Origin of the sequence: Streptomyces sp. SYP-A7185 (assembly GCF_046103685.1) — a bacterium.
GTDB lineage: Bacteria > Actinomycetota > Actinomycetes > Streptomycetales > Streptomycetaceae > Streptomyces.
In genome coordinates this window covers 3,285,116-3,306,785 of record NZ_CP122310.1, presented here as the reverse complement: position 1 = coordinate 3,306,785, position 21,670 = coordinate 3,285,116, and the positions used below count along the sequence as shown (strand labels likewise).

At 72.1% G+C, this 21,670-nt stretch carries 17 protein-coding genes and 1 riboswitch; of the genes, 6 read left to right on the top strand and 11 right to left on the bottom strand.

Annotated features, from left to right (window positions below):
- The first annotated feature begins 43 nt into the window (after positions 1–43).
- A complete protein-coding gene (locus QBL25_RS14545) occupies positions 44–436 on the top strand; it encodes a hypothetical protein (RefSeq protein WP_409057462.1) in 393 nt (130 codons plus the stop codon).
- Positions 437–580: 144 nt separating this feature from the next.
- Here the strand turns inward: QBL25_RS14545 and QBL25_RS14540 are convergent, their stop codons facing one another.
- A complete protein-coding gene (locus QBL25_RS14540) occupies positions 581–1,249 on the bottom strand; it encodes an O-methyltransferase (RefSeq protein WP_409057461.1) in 669 nt (222 codons plus the stop codon).
- Between the two features lie 353 nt (positions 1,250–1,602).
- Between QBL25_RS14540 and QBL25_RS14535 the strand changes: the two genes are divergently transcribed.
- A complete protein-coding gene (locus tag QBL25_RS14535) occupies positions 1,603–2,703 on the top strand; it encodes a serpin family protein (protein WP_409062649.1) in 1,101 nt (366 codons plus the stop codon).
- A gap of 541 nt (positions 2,704–3,244) precedes the next feature.
- Here QBL25_RS14535 and proP read toward each other — a convergent pair.
- Positions 3,245–4,669 (bottom strand): glycine betaine/L-proline transporter ProP, encoded by a 1,425-nt coding sequence (proP, locus tag QBL25_RS14530; protein WP_409057460.1) that lies wholly within the window; start codon positions 4,667–4,669, stop codon positions 3,245–3,247.
- A 504-nt stretch (positions 4,670–5,173) separates the two neighbouring features.
- Here proP and QBL25_RS14525 point away from each other — a divergent pair.
- Complete coding sequence (locus QBL25_RS14525; RefSeq protein WP_409057459.1) at positions 5,174–7,240, top strand: bifunctional glycosyltransferase 87/phosphatase PAP2 family protein; 2,067 nt, start codon at positions 5,174–5,176, stop codon at positions 7,238–7,240.
- Here the strand turns inward: QBL25_RS14525 and QBL25_RS14520 are convergent.
- Complete coding sequence (locus tag QBL25_RS14520; protein WP_409057458.1) at positions 7,194–8,819, bottom strand: hypothetical protein; 1,626 nt, start codon at positions 8,817–8,819, stop codon at positions 7,194–7,196. The two genes, QBL25_RS14525 and QBL25_RS14520, sit on opposite strands and share 47 nt — an antisense overlap.
- A 257-nt stretch (positions 8,820–9,076) precedes the next feature.
- Positions 9,077–10,321, bottom strand: a complete 1,245-nt coding sequence (locus QBL25_RS14515) for a cytochrome P450 (protein WP_409057457.1) — start codon at positions 10,319–10,321, stop codon at positions 9,077–9,079.
- 284 nt (positions 10,322–10,605) lie between these two features.
- Here QBL25_RS14515 and QBL25_RS14510 point away from each other — a divergent pair, with 284 nt between their 5' ends.
- Positions 10,606–11,775: a steroid 3-ketoacyl-CoA thiolase gene (locus QBL25_RS14510; RefSeq protein WP_409057456.1), complete on the top strand. Its 1,170-nt coding sequence runs from the start codon at positions 10,606–10,608 to the stop codon at positions 11,773–11,775.
- Positions 11,776–11,889: 114 nt separating this feature from the next.
- On the opposite strand, the gene QBL25_RS14505 is transcribed toward QBL25_RS14510, so the two are convergent.
- The 7 genes from QBL25_RS14505 to QBL25_RS14475 all read right to left on the bottom strand — a co-directional run bounded on the left by QBL25_RS14505 (position 11,890) and on the right by QBL25_RS14475 (position 19,660).
- A complete protein-coding gene (locus tag QBL25_RS14505) occupies positions 11,890–12,345 on the bottom strand; it encodes a transglycosylase SLT domain-containing protein (RefSeq protein ID WP_409057455.1) in 456 nt (151 codons plus the stop codon).
- A gap of 345 nt (positions 12,346–12,690) precedes the next feature.
- The gene (locus QBL25_RS14500) at positions 12,691–13,539 is read right to left on the bottom strand and encodes an ECF transporter S component (RefSeq protein ID WP_409057454.1); all 849 of its coding nucleotides are present in this window, start codon (positions 13,537–13,539) and stop codon (positions 12,691–12,693) included.
- Positions 13,536–15,233, bottom strand: a complete 1,698-nt coding sequence (locus QBL25_RS14495) for an ABC transporter ATP-binding protein (protein ID WP_409057453.1) — start codon at positions 15,231–15,233, stop codon at positions 13,536–13,538. Before QBL25_RS14495 ends, QBL25_RS14500 begins: the two co-directional genes overlap by 4 nt.
- Positions 15,230–16,411, bottom strand: coding sequence for an energy-coupling factor transporter transmembrane component T (locus QBL25_RS14490; protein WP_409057452.1), 1,182 nt, complete (start codon positions 16,409–16,411; stop codon positions 15,230–15,232). The genes QBL25_RS14495 and QBL25_RS14490 overlap by 4 nt, the downstream gene beginning before the upstream one ends.
- A gap of 7 nt (positions 16,412–16,418) precedes the next feature.
- On the bottom strand, positions 16,419–17,090 hold the full coding sequence (locus QBL25_RS14485) for an SCO2322 family protein (protein ID WP_409057451.1): 672 nt from the start codon (positions 17,088–17,090) through the stop codon (positions 16,419–16,421).
- Entirely contained in the window at positions 17,087–18,304 is a 1,218-nt protein-coding gene (locus QBL25_RS14480; protein ID WP_409057450.1) for a prenyltransferase/squalene oxidase repeat-containing protein, read from the bottom strand. Before QBL25_RS14480 ends, QBL25_RS14485 begins: the two co-directional genes overlap by 4 nt.
- A gap of 144 nt (positions 18,305–18,448) precedes the next feature.
- A riboswitch (cobalamin riboswitch) is annotated at positions 18,449–18,530 on the bottom strand.
- Positions 18,531–18,610: 80 nt separating this feature from the next.
- The gene (locus QBL25_RS14475) at positions 18,611–19,660 is read right to left on the bottom strand and encodes an MBL fold metallo-hydrolase (protein WP_409057449.1); all 1,050 of its coding nucleotides are present in this window, start codon (positions 19,658–19,660) and stop codon (positions 18,611–18,613) included.
- A gap of 212 nt (positions 19,661–19,872) precedes the next feature.
- Between QBL25_RS14475 and QBL25_RS14470 the strand changes: the two genes are divergently transcribed.
- Positions 19,873–21,339, top strand: a complete 1,467-nt coding sequence (locus QBL25_RS14470; protein ID WP_409057448.1) for an aldehyde dehydrogenase — start codon at positions 19,873–19,875, stop codon at positions 21,337–21,339.
- Positions 21,339–21,572, top strand: a complete 234-nt coding sequence (locus QBL25_RS14465) for a ferredoxin (protein ID WP_409057447.1) — start codon at positions 21,339–21,341, stop codon at positions 21,570–21,572. Before QBL25_RS14470 ends, QBL25_RS14465 begins: the two co-directional genes overlap by 1 nt.
- Positions 21,573–21,670 lie beyond the last annotated feature (98 nt).

Sequence of the window (21,670 nt, the reverse complement as noted above, 5' to 3'; positions counted from 1 at the left end):
GCTCCACGGCGCGCGTCCGGTCGTAGAGAGTGGGGGAATTTACGTGCTGGAGCTGACCATGGCCTGCTTGTCCGGGGCTGACGAAGGGGCGACGGCGGGCATGCTCATGGCCGACGCGCCGACCGCGCCGGGTTCCGTACTGCGGGTGGGGCGCGACCGCGGCCAGTGCCGCCTCGTGCCGCCCGACGACTGGCTGTTCGTCTCGCGCACGCATCTGGAGTTCCGCTGCGGGCCCGACGGCGCCTGGACCGTCACCTGGCTGCGCGGCTCGCACCCCGAGCCCGCCTCGGAAGTACGGCTCACCCTGGACGGCGTGCCGTCGCCTCTTCAGTACGGGGGCACGGCGCCGCTACCTCGGGGCGGGTCCGGGGATCTTGTCATCCAGGATCGGGCCGGGCCTCGCAGCGTGAACGTCGGTTTTTATCAGGAGGGTTGAGGTCGGAGTTGAGGCCAGGGGGGAGGGCGGCGGGGCTGGTGGGGCGGGGCTGGTGGGGCTGGGCTTCGCGGGGGTGCTGCGTGGCCGCCTGGGTGTGGCCCCGTCTTGGCGGGGTGGCGCTGGGGTTTGTGGCCTCCTGGGTGTTCAGTCCAGTACTCGGGCCAGTGCCAGGCCGTCGTAGCCCTTCGTGCCTACCGTCTGGAGTGCCGTGCCCGTCAACTTCGGGTGGTTCGCGATGAGTTCGAGCGCCTTGCGTGTGCCCTGCACGCTGGGGTCCGTGCTTTCGGCGTCGGCCACCGCGCCGCTGCGGACGACGTTGTCGACGATGATGAGGCTGCCGGGGCGGGTGAGCTTGAGCGACCACTCCACGTAGTACGGGTTGTTGGCCTTGTCCGCGTCGATGAAGACCAGGTCGAAGGGGGCCGCCTCCTCCGCCACCAGCGCGGCGAGCGAGTCGAGGGCCGGGCCCACGCGGACCTCGGTGAGCTTGTCGAGGCCGGCGCGAGCGAGGTTGCCGCGGGCCACGTCGGCGTGGACCGGGGAGTACTCCAGAGTGACCAGGTGGCCGTCCGCGGGCAGGGCGCGGGCCAGCCAGATCGTGCTGTAGCCGCCGAGGGTGCCGATCTCCAGGATGCGGTGCGCGCCTTGGATCTGGGCGATGAGCTGGAGCAGCTTGCCCTGGTTGGGCGCGACGCTGATCTGCGGCAGGCCGGCGGCGTCGCTGTCGTGCAGGGCCGCGGTCAGGGCCTCGTCGGCGGGGGTGAGCAGGTCGGTGAAGTACGTGTCCACCGCGGTCCATTGCTGCTGGGTCATGGGGGCCTTTCCGGGCGTTCTTTAGGTTCCCTAACGATGTTAGTGGGGTGGGGGTCGATTGTCAGTGGGGACTCGCATACTGGGGTCGTCGGGCCGTGATGGCGGGACGAGGGCCGTGGGCTGCGGGGGTTGAGATGACGTACGGGGACGGGGAAGGGACCGAGGCCGGGGCGGGGGACGGTCCCGTCGGTGGCGGGACCGGGGCTGGGACGGGGATGGAGACGGGGGCGGGGGCGGGTGCTGAGGTCCGGGCTGTGAAGGGGGTTGGGGGCGGGGCCGGGACTGGGGATGGGACCGGGGTGGGTTTGCCCGGCGCGGCGATCCGGGGGCTTGCCGACCGGTGGCTGCCGCTGATGGCCTCGCCGGGGTCGGTGGACGGACACAGCCGCAGTGACACCGCCGGTGCGGGGGACTTCGTGTGCTCGCCCGCCGGGCTGTGGCTGGCTCTCGCCGCCGTCGCGGTGGGTGCGCGGGAGGAGACCGCCGGGGAGCTGCGGGAGCTGCTCGGCGTCGCGGGTGAAGAGGCCGCCGGGGTGGTCACGGCGGCCGCGCGTGCGCTGTCCGCCACGGATGCGTTGGCCGTGGCCACGCGGGTGTGGAGCAGGGTTCCGGTGTACCGCGCCCATCGCGAGGCCCTGCCGGACGTGGGGTTCGGGCCGATGGACGCGGACGGCATCGACGCGTGGGTACGGGAGGCCACGGGCGGCCTCGTCGAGCGGCTGCCGGTGGTGATCACTCCGGATGTGCTGATGGTGCTGGTCAACGCGCTGGCGCTCAAGGCCCGTTGGGAGATCCCCTTCGAGGGGGCTGGTACCCGCGACCAGGATTTCACCGACGCGCTCGGCGTGCGGCACCGGGTGCCCACGATGCACCGGCCCGTTCCGCTGAACTGCGCTTGGACCGTGGGCGGTGCGAGCGTCGTCGAGCTGAAGTGCCGGTCGGAGGGTGGGCGGGCGGCGGCCCGATCGCCGGTCCGGGCGCCGGCCCGGGTGCGGTTCGTCCTGGGTGAACCGGGGGCCGGGGCCGCCGAGGTGCTGCCGCTCGCGTGGGCGCCGGAGGGGCGTTGGACGGGGATCGACGCCGAGCAGATCAACATGGCGTTGCCTCGGATGTCCTTGCGGACGCGGGTGGACGCGACGGAGCAGTTGGGTGCGATGGGGGTGCGGTGGGCCATGAGCGAGGGGGCCGACTTCTCCGGGATGTCTCCGGAGCGGCTCGCCATCTCGCAGGTGGTGCAGGAGGCCGTGGTGCGGGTTGCGGAGGAGGGGGTTGAGGCGTCGGCGATTACGGCCGTGCCGATGGCCCCTGGCGGGGGGTTCGTCCCTCGACGGATCGAGTGGATCGCCTTTAACCGGCCGTTTGGGGTGGTGGTGCTTGATGGGGGGTCCGACGGGGGTGCCGGGGGTGGGGACGTGCCTCTTTTTGTCGCCTGGCAGGCGGGTGTGCCGGGCTGAGGGGGCGCGTTGGGGGCCGGACCTGGAGCTGGAGCTGGGGCTGGGGCTGGGGCTGGGGCTGAGCTGGGCTGGCGCTGAGCTGGGCTGGGGGTTGGGGTGGGGAAGGGCGGGCCCTGCGGGGCTTTCCCCAATCCCGCCCCTTCCCGAAACCATGGGGCTCCGCCCCCTGGACCCCCGAAAAGACGGCCTCAAACGCCGGCCGGGCTGGAAAGAACGAGGTGGCCTCAAACGCCGGCCGGGCTGGCGGCTATACGGCGTCAAGCGCCGGGCGGGCTGGGGGCAAGACGACCGCAAGCGCGGGCCGGGCTGGGGGTGAGGCGGCCCGGAATGCGAGGCGGGCTGCGGGCAATACGGCCTCGCGCGCCGGGCGGGCTGGGTGTTCCCCCAGGTACGAGAAGGCCCCAAGCGCCCGCCGGGCTGGAAAGACGAGACCGCCCCAAGCGCCCGCCGGGCTGGAAAGACGAGACCGCCCCAAGCGCCCGCCGGGCTGGAAAGGCGGCACCACCCCAAGCGCCGGCCGGGCTGGAAAAACGAGACCGCGTCAAGCGCCAGCCTGGCCGGTCTTGCTCAAGCTCTGCTTTTCCACCGCCGGGCGTGAGCCCGGTAGTGGTTGGCCTGCGGATTCTGTCAGGAACCACACCGCCACTCCGCCCACCACGGCCGCCGCCATCATGTAGTACGCGGGCATCATCATGTTGCCCGTCGCTCCGATCAGTGCCGTCACCACCAGCGGCGTCGTGCCTCCGAAGACCGACACGGAGATGTTGAAGCCGATGGAGAGCGAGCCGTAGCGGACCTTCGTCGGGAAGAGGGCCGGGAGCGTCGACGGCATCGAGGCCGTGAAGCAGACCAGGAGCAGGCCCAGCGCCGCCATGCCGAGGCCGATCGCCCAGAGCGAGCCCTGGCGGATCAGGAGCAGGGCGGGGACGGAGAGGAGCAGGAAGCCCGCGCAGCCCGCGGCGATCACCGGGCGGCGGCCCACCCGGTCGGTCAGCGCGCCCGCGAACGGCTGGACGCACATCATCAGCGCCATCACGGCGAGCACGACCAGGAGCCCGTGCGTCTCGTCGTACTTCAGCTCGCTCGTCAGATAGCTCGGCATGTACGACAGCAGCATGTAGTCCGTGACGTTGAAGACCAGGACCAGGCCCATGCACAGGAGCAGCGCCTTCCACTGGCCCGTGACCATGTCGCGCAGGCGGACCTTCGGGCGGGACCGCTCGTCCTTGTGCGCCTTGGTGAGCTCCGCGGCGAACGCCGGGGTCTCCTCCAGCTTCATCCGCAGGTACAGGCCGATCAGGCCCATCGGGCCCGCGATCAGGAACGGGACGCGCCAGCCCCAGGAGAGGAGGTCCTCGGTGGAGAGCAGGGCCGTCATCAGGGTGACCAGGCCCGCGCCGCCGATGTAACCGGCGAGGGTGCCGAACTCCAGCCAGCTGCCGAGGAAGCCGCGCTTCTTGTCGGGCGCGTACTCGGCGATGAAGGTGGACGCGCCCGCGTACTCGCCGCCGGTCGAGAAGCCCTGCACCAGGCGGGCCACGAGGAGCAGGACCGGAGCGCCCACGCCGATCGTCGCGTACGACGGGATCAGGCCGATCGCGAACGTGCCCGCGGCCATCATGATCATGGTGAGGGCGAGGATCTTCTGCCGGCCGATGCGGTCGCCGAGCGGGCCGAAGACCATGCCGCCGAGCGGGCGGATCAGGAACGCGGCGGCGAAGGCGCCGAAGGTGGAGAGCAGCTGGGCCGTGGGGTTGCCCGAGGGGAAGAAGACCTTGCCGAGCGTCACGGCGATGTAGCTGTAGACGCCGAAGTCGAACCACTCCATCGCGTTGCCGAGTGCCGCCGCCTTCACCGCCCGCTTGACCAGCGCCGGGTCGACGACGGTGACGTCGGCCGGTGCGGGCGCGGACGGAGGGGCCTGGGTCTGCGGGGCTACGGGTGCGACGGGTGCGGCTGCCGGCAAGGGTTCGCTCGCCTGCCTCTCGGTGGACGACAAGGACAGAGCCGCCCGGCGAGGGGCGGCCCGGAAGCGACCATAGGTGTAGGCAGCACCGTTACGGTCGGTGGCCGGTCGAGCGCGTATTGCCCCGAATGTGCCCCTGTCCAGGGTGAATGGTTCCGCCTCCGGTGGTGGCGAGAAGCCGCTCTTGTGATCTATGTCGCGGTTCGTGCGGGGAACCGCCCCGCGAGGTCCGGGCCGTCGTTCCATGGTGGATACGTGTGTACGGGGAGTGTGCGACCCGTGGAGATCGGCGACTTGTGGACAAAATGGTCTGGTTAGGAAGTCTGCGCAAAAGCCGGTAGAAAGCGGTGTGGCCGCCAGGTGGAATGGGGGTGGCGCGCGTCTTCCCTCACGGCGCGAAAAGGAACCGTCGGAGAACTCCCGGTAGCGGCCGGACGTTGGAACCGATGGGAACCGAACAGAACCGAAAAGAGACGAAGAGCGAGGCGGGAGGGCCGACGGCACGTGGCGAACGTTGAGCACGGAGGACCGGGACATGCCTTGGGGACGGGAGTGCCCGGCGCACCCGGGACACGGATCGGGACGGCCCGCGTCGTCCTCTGGCTGGTGGCCGCCGTCCTCGCGGTGCGGCAGGTGGCCGCCGTCCTGAGTACGCCCAGGGGCGAGCGGCTCACCGACCTGGAGACCTGGATCGGCCCCGAGGGCGTCCTGCACGTGAACGGATCGTTCTACGACGCGGACAAGTTCACCGGCACCCCCTTCGCCGGTCTCGTGCTCAAGCCGTTCTCCCGCGCGGCCGAGCAGGCACTGGGCTGGGGCTGGACGTTCGGCACGCTGTTCCTGGTCGTGGTCCTCGGCCTCGTCGCCGCCCGTGCCCTGCCGCAGCCCGTCTCCCGGCGCACCTCGCTGCTCGCCGCGCCCGTCGCGATATGTCTTCTGATGCTGTCGCTCCCGGTGCGCAACACCCTGTACCTGGGCCAGACCAGCATCTTCCCCGTCCTCCTCGTCCTGCTCGGCTGCTTCGCGGTCCGCGGACAGCGCGCCAGCGGCATCCTCATCGGCATCGGGGCCGCGCTCCAGCCCACGCTGCTGCTGTTCGCCGCCCTCTTCTGGTTCACCGGCCGCCGGCGCGCCACGGCGTCCACCGCCGCCACCTTCCTCGCCGTCACCGCCCTCGCCTGGGCCGCGATGCCGCACGACTCGTGGACGTACTGGATCCACCACCTGGCGGGCGCGGGCCTGGGCGCGAGTCCGGCCGGGCTCGCCAACCAGTCGCTGCACGGCGCCCTGCTCCGGTTCGGCCTCGAAGGGCCGCTGGAGATCGGGCTCTACGTGACCCTGAGCGCGGCCGTGGTCTGGTTCGGCGTGCGCCGCGCCGTGCGCTACGCCAAGGACGGGCAACTGCTTCTCGCCGTCGCGATCACCGGCTGCGTCGCCGTCGCCGTGTCCCCGACGACCTGGCAGCACCAGCTCCTGTGGGTGCTGCTCGCGGTGGTCGGCCGGGTCGGCAAGAAGCAGTCCGACCGGTACATGTGGCCGGTGGCCGTCGTCCTAGTGTCGACGCTGCCGGCGAAGATGATGCTGCCGAACATGCCGGTCGTGGAGCCCGTCAGGGACAACGTCGTGCTGATCGCCGCGCTCGCCGCCGCCACGGTCGTACCGTTCCTTTCGCGCACGGCGGCGGAGTACCAGGCGCCCGTCCCCACCGACTACGCCGCGCCCGTGCCCGCGCGCTGGAGCCGGGTGCCGCTGCTCCCGTTCTGGCGCCGGGTCACCACCCGGCCGAACCTCCTGCTCGAACTGCTCCTGATCCGCGTCGGCTACTCCGCCTACCAGCAGGCGCGGCTCGCCGCGACGGGCGGCACCAACTCGGGCGGACGCGCCACCGCCGAGCACCACGGCGAGCAGGTCCACGCGATCGAGCAGTTCCTGCGCATCGACGTCGAGCACTGGGTCAACCACACGGTGGTGAAGGTCGACTGGCTCAAGGAGTTCTTCAACTTCTACTACACGTCGTTCCACTTCGTGGTGCCGCTGAGCGTCCTGGCCGTCCTGTACGTCCGCCGCCCCGCCGACTACCGCTGGGCCCGCTCGGCGCTCGGCTTCGCGACGCTCCTGGCGCTCGTCGGGTTCTGGCTCTACCCGCTGGCCCCGCCGCGCCTCATGCCCGAGCTCGGCTTCATCGACACGGTCCACGGCGTGCAGGACTTCAGCAAGCCGGAGTACGGCACGCTGACCGCCCTCACCAACCAGTACGCGGCGATGCCGTCCCTGCACTTTGGCTGGTCGCTGTGGTGCGGCGTGGTGATCGTGGCCCTCGCCCCGAAGCCCTGGATGAAGGCGCTCGGCCTGCTGCATCCGCTGTTCACGGTCTCCGCGATCGTCGCCACCGGAAACCACTGGATCCTGGACGCGGTGGGCGGCGCGGCCGTCGTCGGCGCGGGCTTCGGTATCGGCCACCTCCTGGCGGGACCCCGCGTGGGCGGCACCCTGAAGGTGGCGACCGGGGCCGAGCCGCCGCCGGTCATCGACATGACGAAGGACTCGGCGAAGGACCGTACCCCGAAGTGATCTTGTAGGTCCCCGGTGCGGACGCCGTGAGCCGGGTGAACTCGCCGTTCCGCTCCAGGCAGGCCCCCTCGGCCCGGAGCCACGGCGAGTACACCAGGCGCAGCGTCACCGGCGCACGCGTGGGGACGCGCACCACCATGGCCGACCCGGTGGACTTCACCACGCTCGCCGGCTTCGACGCGATCGGCACCGCGTCCTTGACCCGGAAGACGCGCCAGTGGGCGTCCCGCCACACCGGTTCCAGCCACTTCGGGCCACTGGCGACCAGGGCGGCCTCGTCCTCGGCGAACCCGTCCGGCTTGCCGGAGGGCAGCACCACGTAACCGACGGCCCACTTGTCCAGCCAGGCGCGGTAGGTCGCGGCCGAGAACGACCCGTCGTAGAAGAGGCGGCCGCGCTCGATGTCGAGCTGCCGGTTCCAGCCGCGGGCCATGTTCACGTACGGAGCCAGGGCCGTGGCCTCGCGGTGGTTGCGGGCCGGGACCACCTCCACGCGCCCCCGGTCGGCGCCGAGCCGCTCCAGCTCCTCCACCACGCCCCGGGTGTCGGCGGCCCACTCCGGCACGGCCGTGGACACCGTCAGGTCGTCCGCCGTCTTCTGCGTCACCCAGGCCGTGGACAGCACGAGCGCCACGACGAGCACCACCCGGCGCGCACGGGTCAGCGCCGGCACAAGCAGGGCGCCGAGCAGCGCGGTGGGCGCGAGCAGCTCGGCGAGGCGCTCCACGTTCGTGCCGATGGGCGAGGGGACGAGGTACGTCAGGACCGTCCCCGCCGCGTACACGGCCGCCCCCCACCGCAGCACCCGCCACTCGCGCGGGGCCGCCACGATCAGGGCCAGGCCGAAGAGGACCGGCGGGAAGATGCGGTCGAACGGCATCAACTGCTCGCCGTCGAACGGGAAGAGCACGGTGGTCGCGCCCACGACCACCACCGGCGGCACGATCAGCGCCGCGGCCCGCCCCCAGTCGCGTACGAGGAAGTAGGCCGCGCCCGCCACCACCAGGAACAGCCCGGCCACCGGGCTGGACATCGTGGCCAGGGCCGCGAACGCCACGGCGGCCCGCACGCGCCGCTCCCGCACGAGCATCAGGCAGGCCGCGAACCCGAAGGCGATGCCGAGCGCGAACGTCGTGCGCCCCGAGGCGACGTTGCACCACACCGCGAGGGAGGCGAGCACCGCGGGCCACAGCGGGCGCCGCAGCCCGGTGCGTTCCACCAGGGCGGCGACCAGCCAGGCACCGGCGACTCCCGACACCACCGTTACGGTCTTCACGCCCACGGCGGCCATCAAGTAGGGAGAGATCAGGCTGTAGTTGGCAGTGTGCATGCCGCCGTACCAGAACAGGCCGTACGCGGACGCCCCGTGCTCGGAGGCGAAGCGCGCCCAGGCCTCCTGTGCCGCGAGGTCGCCGCCGCCGGTGGCGAGGAAGGCCGCCCACACCGCGTACAGCGGCAGGGTGGGCAGCGTGGCGAGCAGCGGGACCCGGTGGCGGCGCCAGAACTCCCGGAGGTTTCCCTTCCGCTCCGTGGGCGTGCTGCTGCCCGAGGGGGCGAGAGGAAGACCGGCGGAGACCACGGCAACCGTTTCCGTTCGAAGTCTTGGAGAGGCAAGGTTTGCCCCTCAAGACGCGTCAGGCAACGGGAACGTTGGCTCGCGCCACGCGATGGCCGGATATTCAGCCTGATGGCGCAGAGTCGGCCCGCGGGCGGCCCCCAGGTGGCCTCCAAGTGGCCCCCGGGTCCAGCACGGGCCGCGCACGGGCCATGCGAGGGGCCAGGAGGAGGCAGGGGCAGGGCGTGGGAGAAGATGTCCCTGCCTCCCCGGCCGCCAGGTCAGCCGGTGCTGACCTGTAGTTCCTTGACGCCGTTCAGCCAGGCCGAGCGGAGCCTGCGGGGGTCGGAGACCAGGCGCAGATCGGGCAGCGCGTCCGCGATCGCGTTGAAGATGAGGTTGATCTCCAGGACGGCGAGCGACTTGCCGAGGCAGAAGTGCGGACCTCCGCCGCCGAATCCCAGGTGCGGGTTCGGGTCGCGGGAGATGTCGAACTTCTCCGGCTCTTCGAACACCTCGGGGTCGTTGTTGGCCGACGAGTAGAAGATGCCGACGCGGTCGCCCTTCTTGATCTTCGCCTCCCCGATCTCGGTGTCCTGGGTCGCGGTGCGCTGGAAGGAGACGACGGGCGTCGCCCAGCGCACGATCTCCTCGGCGGTGGTCTGCGGACGCTCGCGCTTGAAGAGCTCCCACTGCTCGGGGTGGGTGAGGAAGGCGTGCATGCCGTGGGTGATGGCGTTGCGGGTGGTCTCGTTGCCGGCCACCGCGAGCAGGATGACGAAGAAGCCGAACTCGTCGGAGGAGAGGTTGCCTTCGTCCTCGGCGGCCACCAGCTGGCTGACGATGTCCTTGGCCGGGCACTCCTTGCGGGCGGCGGCGAGGTTCATCGCGTAGGAGACGATCTCCATGGCCGCCTCGGCGCCGACCTCCTCGGTGATCGCGTACTCCGGGTCGTCGTACGCGGCCATCTTGTTGGACCAGTCGAAGATCTTCGTCCGGTCGTCCTGGGGGACGCCGATGAGTTCGGCGATGGCCTGGAGGGGAAGTTCCACGGCCACGTTCGTGACGAAGTCGAAGGATCCGTCCGCCGCCGCGTTCGCCAGGGCCGTCTCGACGATGGAGCCCGCGCGGGCGCGCAGGGCGTCCTCCAGGGACCGGATGGCGCGGGGGGTGAAGCCGCGCTGCACGATCTGGCGCACCCGGGTGTGCTCGGGCGGATCCATGTTCAGCATGATCAGCTTCTGGACCTCGATCTGGTCGCGGCTGATCGTCTCGTTGAAGCGGATGACCGCGGTGTTGAGGTTCGAGGAGAACAACTCCGGGTGCGTGGAGACGTACTTGACGTCCGCGTGCCGGGTGACGGCCCAGTAGCCCGAGTCGTCGAAGCCGGAGATGCGCGGCGGCTGGGCGATCCAGCGCACCGGTTCCGTCTGCCGCAGCTGGGCGAACTCCGGGTGGGGCACGCGCTCTTGGAGCAGGTCGGGGTCGGTGAAGTCGAACCCGTCGGGCAGCGCTGGACAGGGCATCGGCAACTCCAGGAGTTCAGTTCCGGGTTCTGAGTCTCGGATCGGGGTTTCCGTCCCCTGATTCTGACGGTCCATCAGGAGATGCCCCGCAAGGTAGTAACGGGTTCTACAAGAGGCAAGGCCCGCGACGGGATCCCTTTCGTGCAGGTAGTGCGCAAGGTGCGTGCACGCCCCTTGCGGTGCCGGGGTCGCGCTCAGCAGACTGCATGCAGAACTAGAACGCGTACTAGTTCTCCGCGTGGGTGCCGGGACGCTCCCGCGGGATGTGGATGGAGAGGACGCCCATGGCCGCGGAACCTGTCATCGTCGAAGCCGTACGCACCCCCATAGGCAAGCGCGGCGGCGCGCTCGCCAATCTCCACCCCGCCTATCTGCTCGGCGAGACCTACCGCGAGCTCCTGGGGCGCACGGGCATCCACGCGGACTGCGTCGAACAGATCGTGGGCGGCACGGTCACGCACGCCGGGGAGCAGTCCATGAACCCGGCGCGCACGGCCTGGCTCACCATGGGCCTGCCGTACGAGACCGCGGCGACGACGGTGGACTGTCAGTGCGGCTCCTCGCAGCAGGCCAGCCACATGGTCGCCAACATGGTGGCGGCCGGTGTCATCGACGTCGGGATCAGCTGCGGCGTCGAGGCCATGTCGCGGGTGCCGCTGGGGTCGGGCTCCAAGCACGGGCCGGGCAAGCCGTTCCCCGAGGAGTGGAACGTCGACCTGCCCAACCAGTTCGAGGCCGCCGAGCGGATCGCCCGCAACCGCGGTCTGACCCGCGAGAACGTCGACTCGCTCGGTCTCATCTCGCAGGAGCGCGCGGCCACGGCCTGGGCCGAGGAGCGCTTCAAACGCGAGACGTTCGCCGTCCAGGTCCCCACCACGGAGGAGGAGCAGGCCGCCGGGCAGGGCATGTGGCGGCTCGTGGACCGGGACGAGGGGCTGCGGGACACCACCATGGAGGGCCTGGAGCGGCTCAAGCCGGTGATGCCGACCGCCGTGCACACCGCGGGGAACTCCTCGCAGATCTCGGACGGCGCGGCGGCGATCATGTGGGCGTCGAAGCGGATGGCGCGGGCCCTGAAGCTGCGGCCGCGCGCCCGGATCGTGGCACAGGCCCTGGTGGGCGCCGATCCGCACTACCACCTGGACGGGCCGATCGACGCGACGCGGGCCGTCCTGGGCAAGGCGGGCATGTCCCTGAAGGACATCGACCTCGTGGAGATCAACGAAGCCTTCGCCTCGGTGGTCCTGAGCTGGGCGCAGGTCTTCGAGCAGGACCTGGAGAAGGTGAACGTGAACGGCGGCGCGATCGCCCTCGGGCATCCGGTCGGGGCGACCGGGGCCCGGCTGATCGCCACCGCCCTGCACGAGCTGGAGCGCCGCGACAAGGAGTTCGCACTGATCACGATGTGCGCGGGCGGGGCGGTGGCGACGGGGACGATCATCCAGCGGCTGTAGGGCCAGGTTCCTGGGTCGCGCTTGCTCGGTACGACGAAGGCGGCCACCCCGGGAGAGGGGTGGCCGCCTTCGTGTGGCCGGTGTGGCCGGTGTGGCTCAGGGAGCCCCGGTGGCTCAGTACGAGCCGTTGGCCTGCCAGTGGTTCCAGGCACCGACCGGGCTGCCGTAGCGGTCGTTCATGTAGTCGAGGCCCCACTTGATCTGGGTCTCGGGGTTGGTCTTCCAGTCCGCGCCGGCCGAAGCCATCTTCGAGGCGGGCAGCGCCTGGACCAGACCGTAGGCGCCCGAAGAGGAGTTCGTCGCCTTCGGGTTCCAGCCGCTCTCGTGCTCGACGATCTTGCTGAACGCCTTGTACTGCGCGGGGTCCGGGATCAACTTCTTCGCGATCGCCTGCGCCGAGGAAGGAGCCGCGGCGGGGGCGGCGGCCGGAGCGGCGGCCTTCGCGGCGGTGGGGGCCGCGGCCTGGGCCGGGGCGGCCATGAGCACCATGCCGGTCGTGGCGGCTGCCACGGCGGCACCGGTGAGGGCCTTCTTCGGAGTGGCGATACGGCGGAGGAGCGTGGCGGACAAAGCGTGGCCTTCCGTGGGGGACATGGTGTCGCGGGCATGCCGTGGGCCACGGGAGTGTGGCTGTGGGAATGCGTCCGGCCGGTGGCCCTGAGGCCGTCGGCGCCGTGCGACTCGAACCAGAGAAGCAGGGCTGTTACGTCGCCGCAATGACCCCTTTTACTAGTTGCTGTCGCATGTGCGCGAAACGTCCCTCGTGTGACGTGGCTCTCAATCCCCAGGTCGGAGCATGCATTGGCGCGTCCGCGTCAAGCGGAATGATCTACGACCCCGCTTCGTAGAGGACCTAAGTCCTGTGGGCCGCCTCACCACGAAGGGACCTCCATGTAACGGAGAGCCAGGATCCGCCTACGGCTTCGGGCCCTCGAATGTGACCTGGGCCTCGAAGGCCGCCCGGCGCGTGGCCCGGCGCAGCGCCTTCAGGACGGCGGGCCCCAGGGCAAGGCTCAGCAGGACGGTGACGACGGCCCGGGGGAGGTCCCAGCCCAGGGAGGTCGCCAGGCAGTACGCGACGAACCGGGCCAGGTTCTCGCCGACGGGGTCGCCGGGCACGAAGGAGACTCCGGTCGCGAGGCCGCCTAGGTAGGGCCACCCCTGGAGATTCATGACGGTGCCGTACAGGACGGACGAGACGGCCCCATAGGCGGCGAGCAGCCACAGCTCGCCGCGCCCGCGCAGGGTCTCGGCCCCCGGCAGCAGCCCCGCGCCCATGCAGACCCACCCCATGGACAGCATCTGGAACGGCATCCACGGGCCGACCCCGCCGGTCAGGAGCGCGGAGGCGAACATGGACACGGCGCCGAGCACGAAACCGAACCCGGGTCCCAGCACCCGCCCGCTGAGCACCATGAGGAAGAACATCGGCTCGATCCCGGCCGTCCCCGCCCCCAGCGGCCGCAGCGCGGCACCGGCGGCGGCGAGCACCCCCAGCATCGCGATGGCCTTGGCGTCGAGCCCGACGTCCGCGATGGTCGCCACGACGACGGCGAGCAGCAGCGGCAGCAGGGCGGCGAACAGCCAGGGCGCGTCCTGGGCGTGCGCGCCGAGCCCCGAGTCCCCGCTCGCGATGAGCGGCCACCCGAAGGCCACCACGCCGACCGCGCTGACGAGGGCGAGGGCGCCGACGGACCGCGGGCCGAGCCGTACGGGGCGGATCCGGCGCGCGCCGGCCGGGCGGACCGGGGGAGCGGGGCTCACGCGATGCCGTCCTCGGCGCCGGCGGCCAGCGCCGTCCGTACCTCCGTGACCGTCAGCCATTTCTGCGGGGCGAGGATCTTGGTGGTCTGCGGGGCGAAGGAAGGGGAGGAGAGCACGATGTCCGGGGTCGGGCCGTCGGCGACGATCTCCCCGTCGGCGAGGATCGCCACCCGGTGGGCCAGCTCCGCCGCCAGCTCCACGTCGTGCGTGGCGAGGACGATCGCGTGGCCGTCGGCGGCGAGAGCGCGAAGCAGCACGACGAGCCGGGCCTTGGCCGCGTAGTCCAGGCCACGGGTGGGCTCGTCCAGGAGCAGCAGCGGCGGGCGTGCCGTCAGGACGATCGCCAGTGCCAGGGTGAGGCGCTGGCCCTCCGAGAGGTCGCGGGGGTGGGTGTCGTCCGCGATGCCCGGGAGCAGCTCGGTGACCAGGGCGCGGCAGGTGCCGGGGTCCGCCCCCGCGTCCTGGTCGGCCGCGGCGCACTCGGCGGCCACCGTGTCCGCGTAGAGGAGGTCGCGGGGCTCCTGGGGGACCAGGCCGACGTGGCGGATCAGCTCGCGCGGGCCGGTGCGGTGCGGGGCCACGCCGCCGACGCGGACCGATCCCGCCGCCGGTTCGAGCAGGCCCACCAGGGTCGAGAGGAGCGTGGACTTCCCGGCGCCGTTGCGTCCCATCAGGGCCACGGTCTCGCCCGCGCGGACGGTGAGGTCCACGCGGCGCAGGGCCTCCACGCGGCCCCGGCGGACGGCGAGGGACGACACCTGGGCGGCGGCCGCTCCGGGCGCGTCCGCCTTCGTGCGTCCGCGGAGCCGGGCCCAGCCCGACGTGGGGCGGCCCTCCTCGGGGCGCGGGACGGCGGGGGTCTCCTCGCGGGGGCCGGCCGCGGCCAGGCGTTCCCGCAGGGCGCCCGCCTTGCGGCGCGCGTCCCGGACGGTCAGCGGCAGCGGGGTCCAGCCCGCGAGGCGGCCGAGGCCCACCACCGGCGGGTAGACCGGCGAGCGTGCCATCAGCGCGGCGGGGTCCCCGAGCACGGGCGGCTCGCCCGGGGCCGGGAGCAGCAGCACCTGGTCCGCGTACTGCACGACCCGCTCCAGGCGGTGCTCGGCCATCAGGACCGTGGTGCCCAGGTCGTGCACGAGGCGCTGGAGCACGGCGAGCACTTCCTCGGCGGCCGCCGGGTCGAGGGCCGAGGTCGGTTCGTCCAGGACGAGGACCTCGGGGTGCGGCGTGAGCACCGAGCCGATGGCGACGCGCTGCTGCTGGCCGCCGGAGAGGGTGGCGATGGGCCGGTCGCGCAGCTCGGCGAGGCCGAGCAGGTCCAGGGTCTCCTCGACCCGGCGGCGCATCACGTCGGGCGCGAGCCCGAGCGATTCCATCCCGTACGCCAGCTCGTCCTCGACGGTGTCCGTCACGAAGTGCGAGAGCGGATCCTGGCCCACCGTGCCCACCACGTCCGCGAGCTCGCGCGGCTTGTGGGTACGCGTGTCGCGCCCGGCCACGGTCACACGGCCCCGCAGCGTGCCCCCGGTGAAGTGCGGCACAAGGCCGCTCACCGTGCCGAGCAACGTCGACTTGCCGACCCCGGAAGGGCCGACGAGGAGCACCAGTTCCCCCTCGGGCACGGCGAGATCGACCCCGCGCACGGTGGGCCCCTCGACCCCTTCGTACGTCACGGAGACATCCTCGAAGCGGATCATGAGGACTCCTTGGAGCGAGCGGAGGAGGGGGCGGGGGAGCGGACGGGAGCGGTGGAATCGGCGGGCACCGGCGCCACGAAGGCGGGCAGCAGCCCGATCAGGACGGCCGCCGCGGGCCACAGCGGCAGGGCCGGCGCCGTCAGGGGGACGACCCCGGGGTGCAGGGCGGCGGCGTCGTACGAGGCGGCCCAGATCATCAGGCCCGCCACCGCGATCCCCGACCCGGCGACGAGCCAGGCGCGCACGCCCCAGGGGTCGGGCCGGTAGCGGGTGCGCACGGAGCGCCGGCCGCCGAGGCGGAGCCCGGCGAGGGCCGCGACGAGCCCGGCGGCCAGGACGGGCAGCCCATAGCCGGTGCCCTCCGCGGAGAGCAGTCCGTACGTGCCCACGCACACGCCCATCAGACCGCCGAGGGTCAGGAACGCCGTGGCCCTGCGCACCCCGGCGGGCACCGGCGCGCTGCGGCCGAAGCCGCGCGCGTCCATCGCGGCGGCCAGCGCCACCGACCGCTCCAGGGCGCCCTCCAGGACCGGGAGCCCCACCTGGAGCAGTCCCCGGATGCCCTTGTCCGCCCGCCCGCGCAGGCGCCGCGCGGCCCGCAGGCGCTGGACGTCGATGATCAGGTTCGGTGCGAAGGTCATCGCCACGACGATGGCGACCCCCACCTCGTACAGCGCGCCCGGCAGCGACTTGAGGAGCCTCGCCGGACTGGCCAGGGCGTTGGCGGCGCCCACGCAGATGAGGAGCCCGGCCAGGCGCACCCCGTCGTAGAGCGCGAAGAGCAGCCCCTCGGCCGTCACCCGGCCGCCGATCCGCACACCCTGCGCCCAGTCGGGCAGCGGCACCTCGGGGAGCGTCACGAGGACGTGCGTACCGGGGATGGGGGAGCCGAGGACGACGGCGAAGACGAGCCGGATCGCGATCACGGCCAGGCCCAGCTTCACGAAGGCGCCGTACGACCGCGCCCACGGCGCCGACGTCCTGCGGGCCGCCACGACATAGCCCGCGACGCCGATCAGCATCCCGAGGAGCAGGGGGTTGGTGGTGCGGGACGCGGCGACGCCGAGGCCGAGCGCCCATATCCACCAGGCGCCCGGGTGCAGCGCGTTGCTCCGGTGCGCCGCGGGGGCCAGGCGCCGCCGCAGCGCACCGGGAGCGGTGCTCGGCTGTTCGGTCATCGCGCGGTCAGCCGCGTCGGCGGCGTGCCTGCCAGACGGCGGCCCCGCCGAGCAGGGCGATGGCGGCGACGCCCGCGATCAGGCCGACGGAGGGGCCACCCGAGTCGCCGCCCTCGTCGCCCGCCGCGCCCGGGTCCTGCTTCTTCCCGGACCGTCCCTCGCCCGCGACCTGCTCGCCGCAGCCCGACTTCGGGTAGCCGGCGATGGCGCACAGCAGGGCATTGCTGTCGTACCGCAGGGGCTTGGCGACGGCGGCGAGCGCGTCGGCGCTCGTCGCGTCGTCGGCGATCCGCGCGCAGGCCGTACGCGCCTTCGGCGGGTTCTCCCCGTCCGGGGCGTCGCCCGGTGTGCCGAAGTCGACGACCAGGGCGATCCGCTTGCGGCCGTCCTCGGCGGGGGTCTTGGCGCAGATGGTGTCGAAGTCCGCGGCGCCGCGCGGCTTCGCGGCGTCCTTGGAGTCCTCGGACACCGAGAACCGGAAGCCCTGCACGGCACCGTCGTCGGGCCGCGCGGTGCTCGGCCCCTGGCTGGCGTAGGCCCACCGGGAGCCGTCCCGGTCCCAGAAGGACCAGTAGCGGTACCCGGCGGCCTGGGCGGGGGCGGCGGCGAGGACACCGAGCAGGGCGGCGAGGAGCGCCCCGGTCACCAGGCGCCCGTACCGCACGCGACCCCGCGTCACAGCTGCTGCTTCTTCTTGTTGCCGCTGTACAGGAAGCCGATGCCGATGCCGGCGACCATGCCGACGCCGATGATCCACCAGATGCTCGCGCCGCTGCCGTCGTCGTCCTTCTTCTCGTCGGCGGCCTGCTCGGTGGCCTGCGGCGCGGGGCCCGTGGCGTTCAGCTTCTTGACCAGGTCCGCGCCGCCGAAGTCACGCGCGTCCAGGCCCGCGGCGCGGGCGGCGAAGATCAGCTGGGCGTAGGCGGCCGGGCCGGACTTCTCGGCCCACTCGGCGGAGTTCTTCGACAGCCACTCGGCCGACTTCCGGGCCTGGTCCGGCTGGCCCGCCGCGGCGAGCGCGAGCACGGAGTCCGCGGTGTTGCCGAGGTCGGGCATGTTCTTGGCGCCGGGCATCGAGGACATCAGGTGGTCGTCACCCTTGGCGAGGGTCTTCAGGAGGTAGCCCGTGCCGTTCGCCGCCGCCTGCTCGGCGGTGTCGGCCTTCTCGCACTTCGGGGCGGCTGCCTTCTTCTTCGCCTCGTCGACGACCAGGCCCTTGCCGTGGGCGCCGAGCACACCGGCCGCCGTGGCGTCCGCGTTCGGCGAGAGCTTGCCGGACTTGACGTCCGCGAGGCCGAAGGCGCCGCCGTCCTTCTCGCAGCTCATGGAGAGGGCGGGCAGCGCGTCGTACGGGGACTTGCCGTCCTGGTTCTTCACCGACTGCGGCTTCTCGCCCGCCGCGGTGAGGGCGCCGATCACGATGCCGGTGGAGTTGGCGTCGGAGGCCATGCCGGGGCTGTAACCCCAGCCGCCGTCCTTGCCCTGCACCGACTTCAGCCAGTCGACGCCCTTGCCGACGGCCTTCTTCTCGCCGCCGAGCGCGGCGAGCGCCTGGACGGCGGCGGCCGTCGCGTTGCTGTCGAACATCGTCTTGGAGTCGCAAGGCTCGCCCGCGTCGGCGCGGTAGGCGGCGAAACCGCCGCTCGCGCACTGCTGTCCCGTCAGCCAGTCGACGGCCTTCGCGGCGGGCTTCACACCGGCCGAGTCCTGGGCCAGCAGGGCGTACGACTGCCGGAAGACCCCGTCGAACTTGGGGTCGGCGTCGCCGTAGAGACCGGAGGGGAGGGCCGCGGAGGGCGACGGTGACGCGCTCTCGGCGAAGGCGACCGGGGCGGCGGCCGAACCGAACACGGCGACGGCGGCCAGGACCGCTGCGCTGCGGCGTACGTTCATGATGCGGCGGGTGCCTCTCACTGCGGGGAGCGGGGCAGCACGGGCGCGCAGCGGGCACGGGCACCGGGCGGCTCCGGCTCCGTATACCTCGACGGTGCCGGTCATCGGCGGTTCCGATGACGCGAGCCGGTCACGCTCCGCGCGGGGCAATCCGGCTCTCCGCCAGCTCTGCTGGAGCTGCGGTCTCACGGCTGCGGGTCAGCGCCGGATTCGCACCGGCTTCCCCCCGTACGGGCATGATGACGACGGGGCCACTCTACCGGCCCGTAGGGAGAGCGGCCCGGGGCGCCCGCCGCCGGCCGGAGGTCACACCGCCCGGTAGCGCACCGGATCGTGGCCGACCGCCTCCGCGCGCCCCAGCTTCACCAGGCGCCGCACATGGGCCTCGGCCTCGGAGACGGCGATGTTCCGCGAGCCGTAGCGGATCTCGGCCCAGGGGCGGTTCCACTCCATCTGCTCGGCGAGCTGCCAGGGGGTGAGGGGCTCGGCGAGGAGGTCGAGCAGATCGGTGAGCCGCTCCTCGTGGTGGGCCAGGATCTCCCGCACACGGGCCGGGGCGTCGGTGAACGCGTACTGGTGGGCCGGGAGCACTTCGGCGGCGCCCAGGCGGCCGATGCGCTCCAGGGAGTCGAGGTAGTCGCCGAGGGGATCGGTGACGGTCTCGTCGTCGGGGTCCTCGTACAGGCCGATGTGCGGGGTGATCCCGGGCAGCAGATGGTCCCCGGAGAAGAGGCGGCCGTGGCCCGGCAGCCGTGCCGGGTGCTCCTCCTCCAGGTGCAGGCAGACGTGGCCCGGGGTGTGGCCCGGGGTCCAGATCGCGCGGAGCCTGCGGCCCGGCAGTTCGAGCAGCTCGCCGGGGGTGATGCCGCGGTCGGGGAGGGCGGCGGCCAGGCCGGGCAGCCGGGGTGCGCGGCCCGCGTCACGGGCCGCGACCAGGGGGGCCAGGTGGTCGGCGGGGGCGCCGGCGGCCGTCAGCTTCTCCACCATGTAGTCGAACCAGCGCGCGGGCGGGCCGGTCCGGGTGCGGCGGACGACCGAGGCGTCCGCCTCGTGCATGGCGATCCACGCCCCCGACGCCTCGCGGACCTTGGCCGACAGGCCGTGGTGGTCGGGGTGGTGGTGGGTGATGACGACGCCGTGCACCGCGTCGGCGGAGGTGCCGCAGGCGGTGAGTCCCGCGGCGAGGGCGTCCCAGGAGGTGGGGTCGTCCCAGCCCGTGTCGATGAGGACCGGGCCGGCGTCCGTGTCCAGGAGGTGCACGAGGGTGAAGCCCAGGGGGTTGTCCGGGATGGGGACCTTGATGCTCCACACGCCCCCGCCGTGGTCGGTCACCTGCGGATCGGTCACCTGCGTCATCGGGCGTCCTCATCTCTCGTCGGCCGCGCGGCCTCGGCCGCGGCCGTCCTCACCATAATTAGAACTAGTTCCAATGATCGCCTAAGTCGACTGTTTCGACAGGTTACTTGCTCCGTGCTCTCCGTGGACTACTGGAACTAGAACTGGTATCAGTTCTGAAACAGTGTCAGAAAGCGTGTCGCGCAGCGGAATCCCGCAGGAGGCAGTCAGCCATGACCGAGCTCGTGGAACACGGACAGCTGTTCATCGGCGGGGAGCTGGTGGATCCCCTCGGCAAGGACGTCATCGAGGTCGTCTCGCCGCACACCGGCCAGGTCTTCGCGCGGGTGCCGCACGCCGCGCCCGCCGACGTGGACCGGGCCGTCGCCACCGCGCGCAAGGCGTTCGAGGAGGGCCCCTGGCCCCGGATGACCCTCGACGAGCGGATCGAGGTCGTCACGAGGATCAAGGACGCGTTCGCCGTACGGCACGAGGAGATCGCCCGCGTCATCAGCTCCGAGAACGGCACCCCGTACACGTCGAGCGTGATGGTGCAGGCCCTCGCCTCGATGATGGTCTGGGACTCGGCGCTCACCGTCGCGAAGAACTTCACGTACGAGGAGGCGCGCGACGGGGCCCTCGGCAAGATTCTCGTGCGGCGCGAGCCGGTCGGTGTCGTGGCGGCCGTGGTCCCGTGGAACGTCCCGCAGTTCACCGCCGCCGCCAAGCTCGCGCCCGCGCTGCTCGCCGGATGCCCGGTGATCCTCAAGACCTCGCCCGAGACGCCGCTCGACGCCTACATACTCGCCGACATCGCCACCGAGGCGGGGCTGCCGCAGGGCGTGCTCTCGATCCTCTCGGCGGACCGCGAGGTGAGCGAGTACCTCGTCGGGCACCCCGGTGTCGACAAGGTGTCCTTCACCGGTTCCGTCGGCGCGGGCAAGCGCGTCATGGAGGTCGCCGCCCGCAACCTCACGCGCGTGACCCTGGAGTTGGGCGGCAAGTCGGCCGCCGTGATCCTGCCGGACGCGGACGCCTCGGCCGCGGTCGCCGGCATCGTCCCCTTCGCGTGGATGATCAACGGGCAGGCGTGCGTGGCCCAGACGCGGATCCTCGTGCCGCACGCGCGCCACGACGAGTTCGCGGAGGCCTTCGCCGCCGCGGCCTCCGCGCTCAAGATCGGCGACCCGCTCGACCCGGAGACGGAACTGGGCCCGCTGGTCGCAAAACGCCAGCAGCAGCGCTCGCTCGACTACATCCGCATCGGCCAGGAGGAAGGCGCCAAGATCCTGACGGGCGGCGGGCGTCCGCCCGGACTCGACCAGGGGTGGTACGTCGAACCGACGCTCTTCGGCGGCGTCGACAACTCCATGCGCATCGCCCGCGAGGAGATCTTCGGCCCGGTCATCTGCCTCATCCCGTACGGCGACGAGAGCGAGGCCGTGAAGATCGCCAACGACTCCGACTACGGGCTCAGCGGCAGCGTGTGGACGGCGGACGTGGAGCGCGGCATCGACGTCGCCCGGCGGGTGCGCACCGGGACGTACTCGGTGAACACCTTCAGCCTCGACATGCTCGGTCCGTTCGGCGGCTACAAGAACTCCGGTCTGGGCCGGGAGTTCGGACCCGAGGGGTACGGCGAGTACTTCGAGCACAAGATGATCCACCTGCCCGCGGGCTACGAAGGGGCCGGTGCCTGATGGGGGACCGCTGGCACGTCGAGGTGGACCGGTCGGTCTGCATCGGCTCGGGGATGTGCGCGATCACGGCGCCGGGCGGCTTCACGCTCGACTCCGCACGCCAGTCGCACCCCGTGGACCCCGAGACCGACGCCAACGAAAAGGTGCTCGAAGCGGCCGAGGGCTGCCCGGTCGAGGCGATCGCCATCACGCTGTCCGGAAGTGGGGAGCCCGTATTCCCTCCGGAGGACTGATGTAGTCCTCCTGGGCGGCGGAATTTTGCATCAGTGACGCCGCCCAAACCGGATTGTGTACCTCCTGTGCGCATTATGTGTGCTCGAAAGCGTGCGAA

Excerpts from the sequence above, each read along its gene's own strand:
- QBL25_RS14465 (WP_409057447.1), top strand. The coding sequence starts at position 21,339 with ATGGGGGACCGCTGGCACGTCGAGGTGGACCGGTCGGTCTGCATCGGC.
- QBL25_RS14475 (WP_409057449.1), bottom strand. The coding sequence starts at position 19,660 with ATGACGCAGGTGACCGATCCGCAGGTGACCGACCACGGCGGGGGCGTG.
- QBL25_RS14480 (WP_409057450.1), bottom strand. The coding sequence starts at position 18,304 with ATGAACGTACGCCGCAGCGCAGCGGTCCTGGCCGCCGTCGCCGTGTTC.
- QBL25_RS14535 (WP_409062649.1), top strand. The coding sequence starts at position 1,603 with ATGGCCTCGCCGGGGTCGGTGGACGGACACAGCCGCAGTGACACCGCC.
- QBL25_RS14490 (WP_409057452.1), bottom strand. The coding sequence starts at position 16,411 with ATGACCGAACAGCCGAGCACCGCTCCCGGTGCGCTGCGGCGGCGCCTG.
- QBL25_RS14540 (WP_409057461.1), bottom strand. The coding sequence starts at position 1,249 with ATGACCCAGCAGCAATGGACCGCGGTGGACACGTACTTCACCGACCTG.
- QBL25_RS14510 (WP_409057456.1), top strand. The coding sequence starts at position 10,606 with ATGGCCGCGGAACCTGTCATCGTCGAAGCCGTACGCACCCCCATAGGC.
- QBL25_RS14495 (WP_409057453.1), bottom strand. The coding sequence starts at position 15,233 with ATGATCCGCTTCGAGGATGTCTCCGTGACGTACGAAGGGGTCGAGGGG.
- QBL25_RS14515 (WP_409057457.1), bottom strand. The coding sequence starts at position 10,321 with ATGCCCTGTCCAGCGCTGCCCGACGGGTTCGACTTCACCGACCCCGAC.
- QBL25_RS14470 (WP_409057448.1), top strand. The coding sequence starts at position 19,873 with ATGACCGAGCTCGTGGAACACGGACAGCTGTTCATCGGCGGGGAGCTG.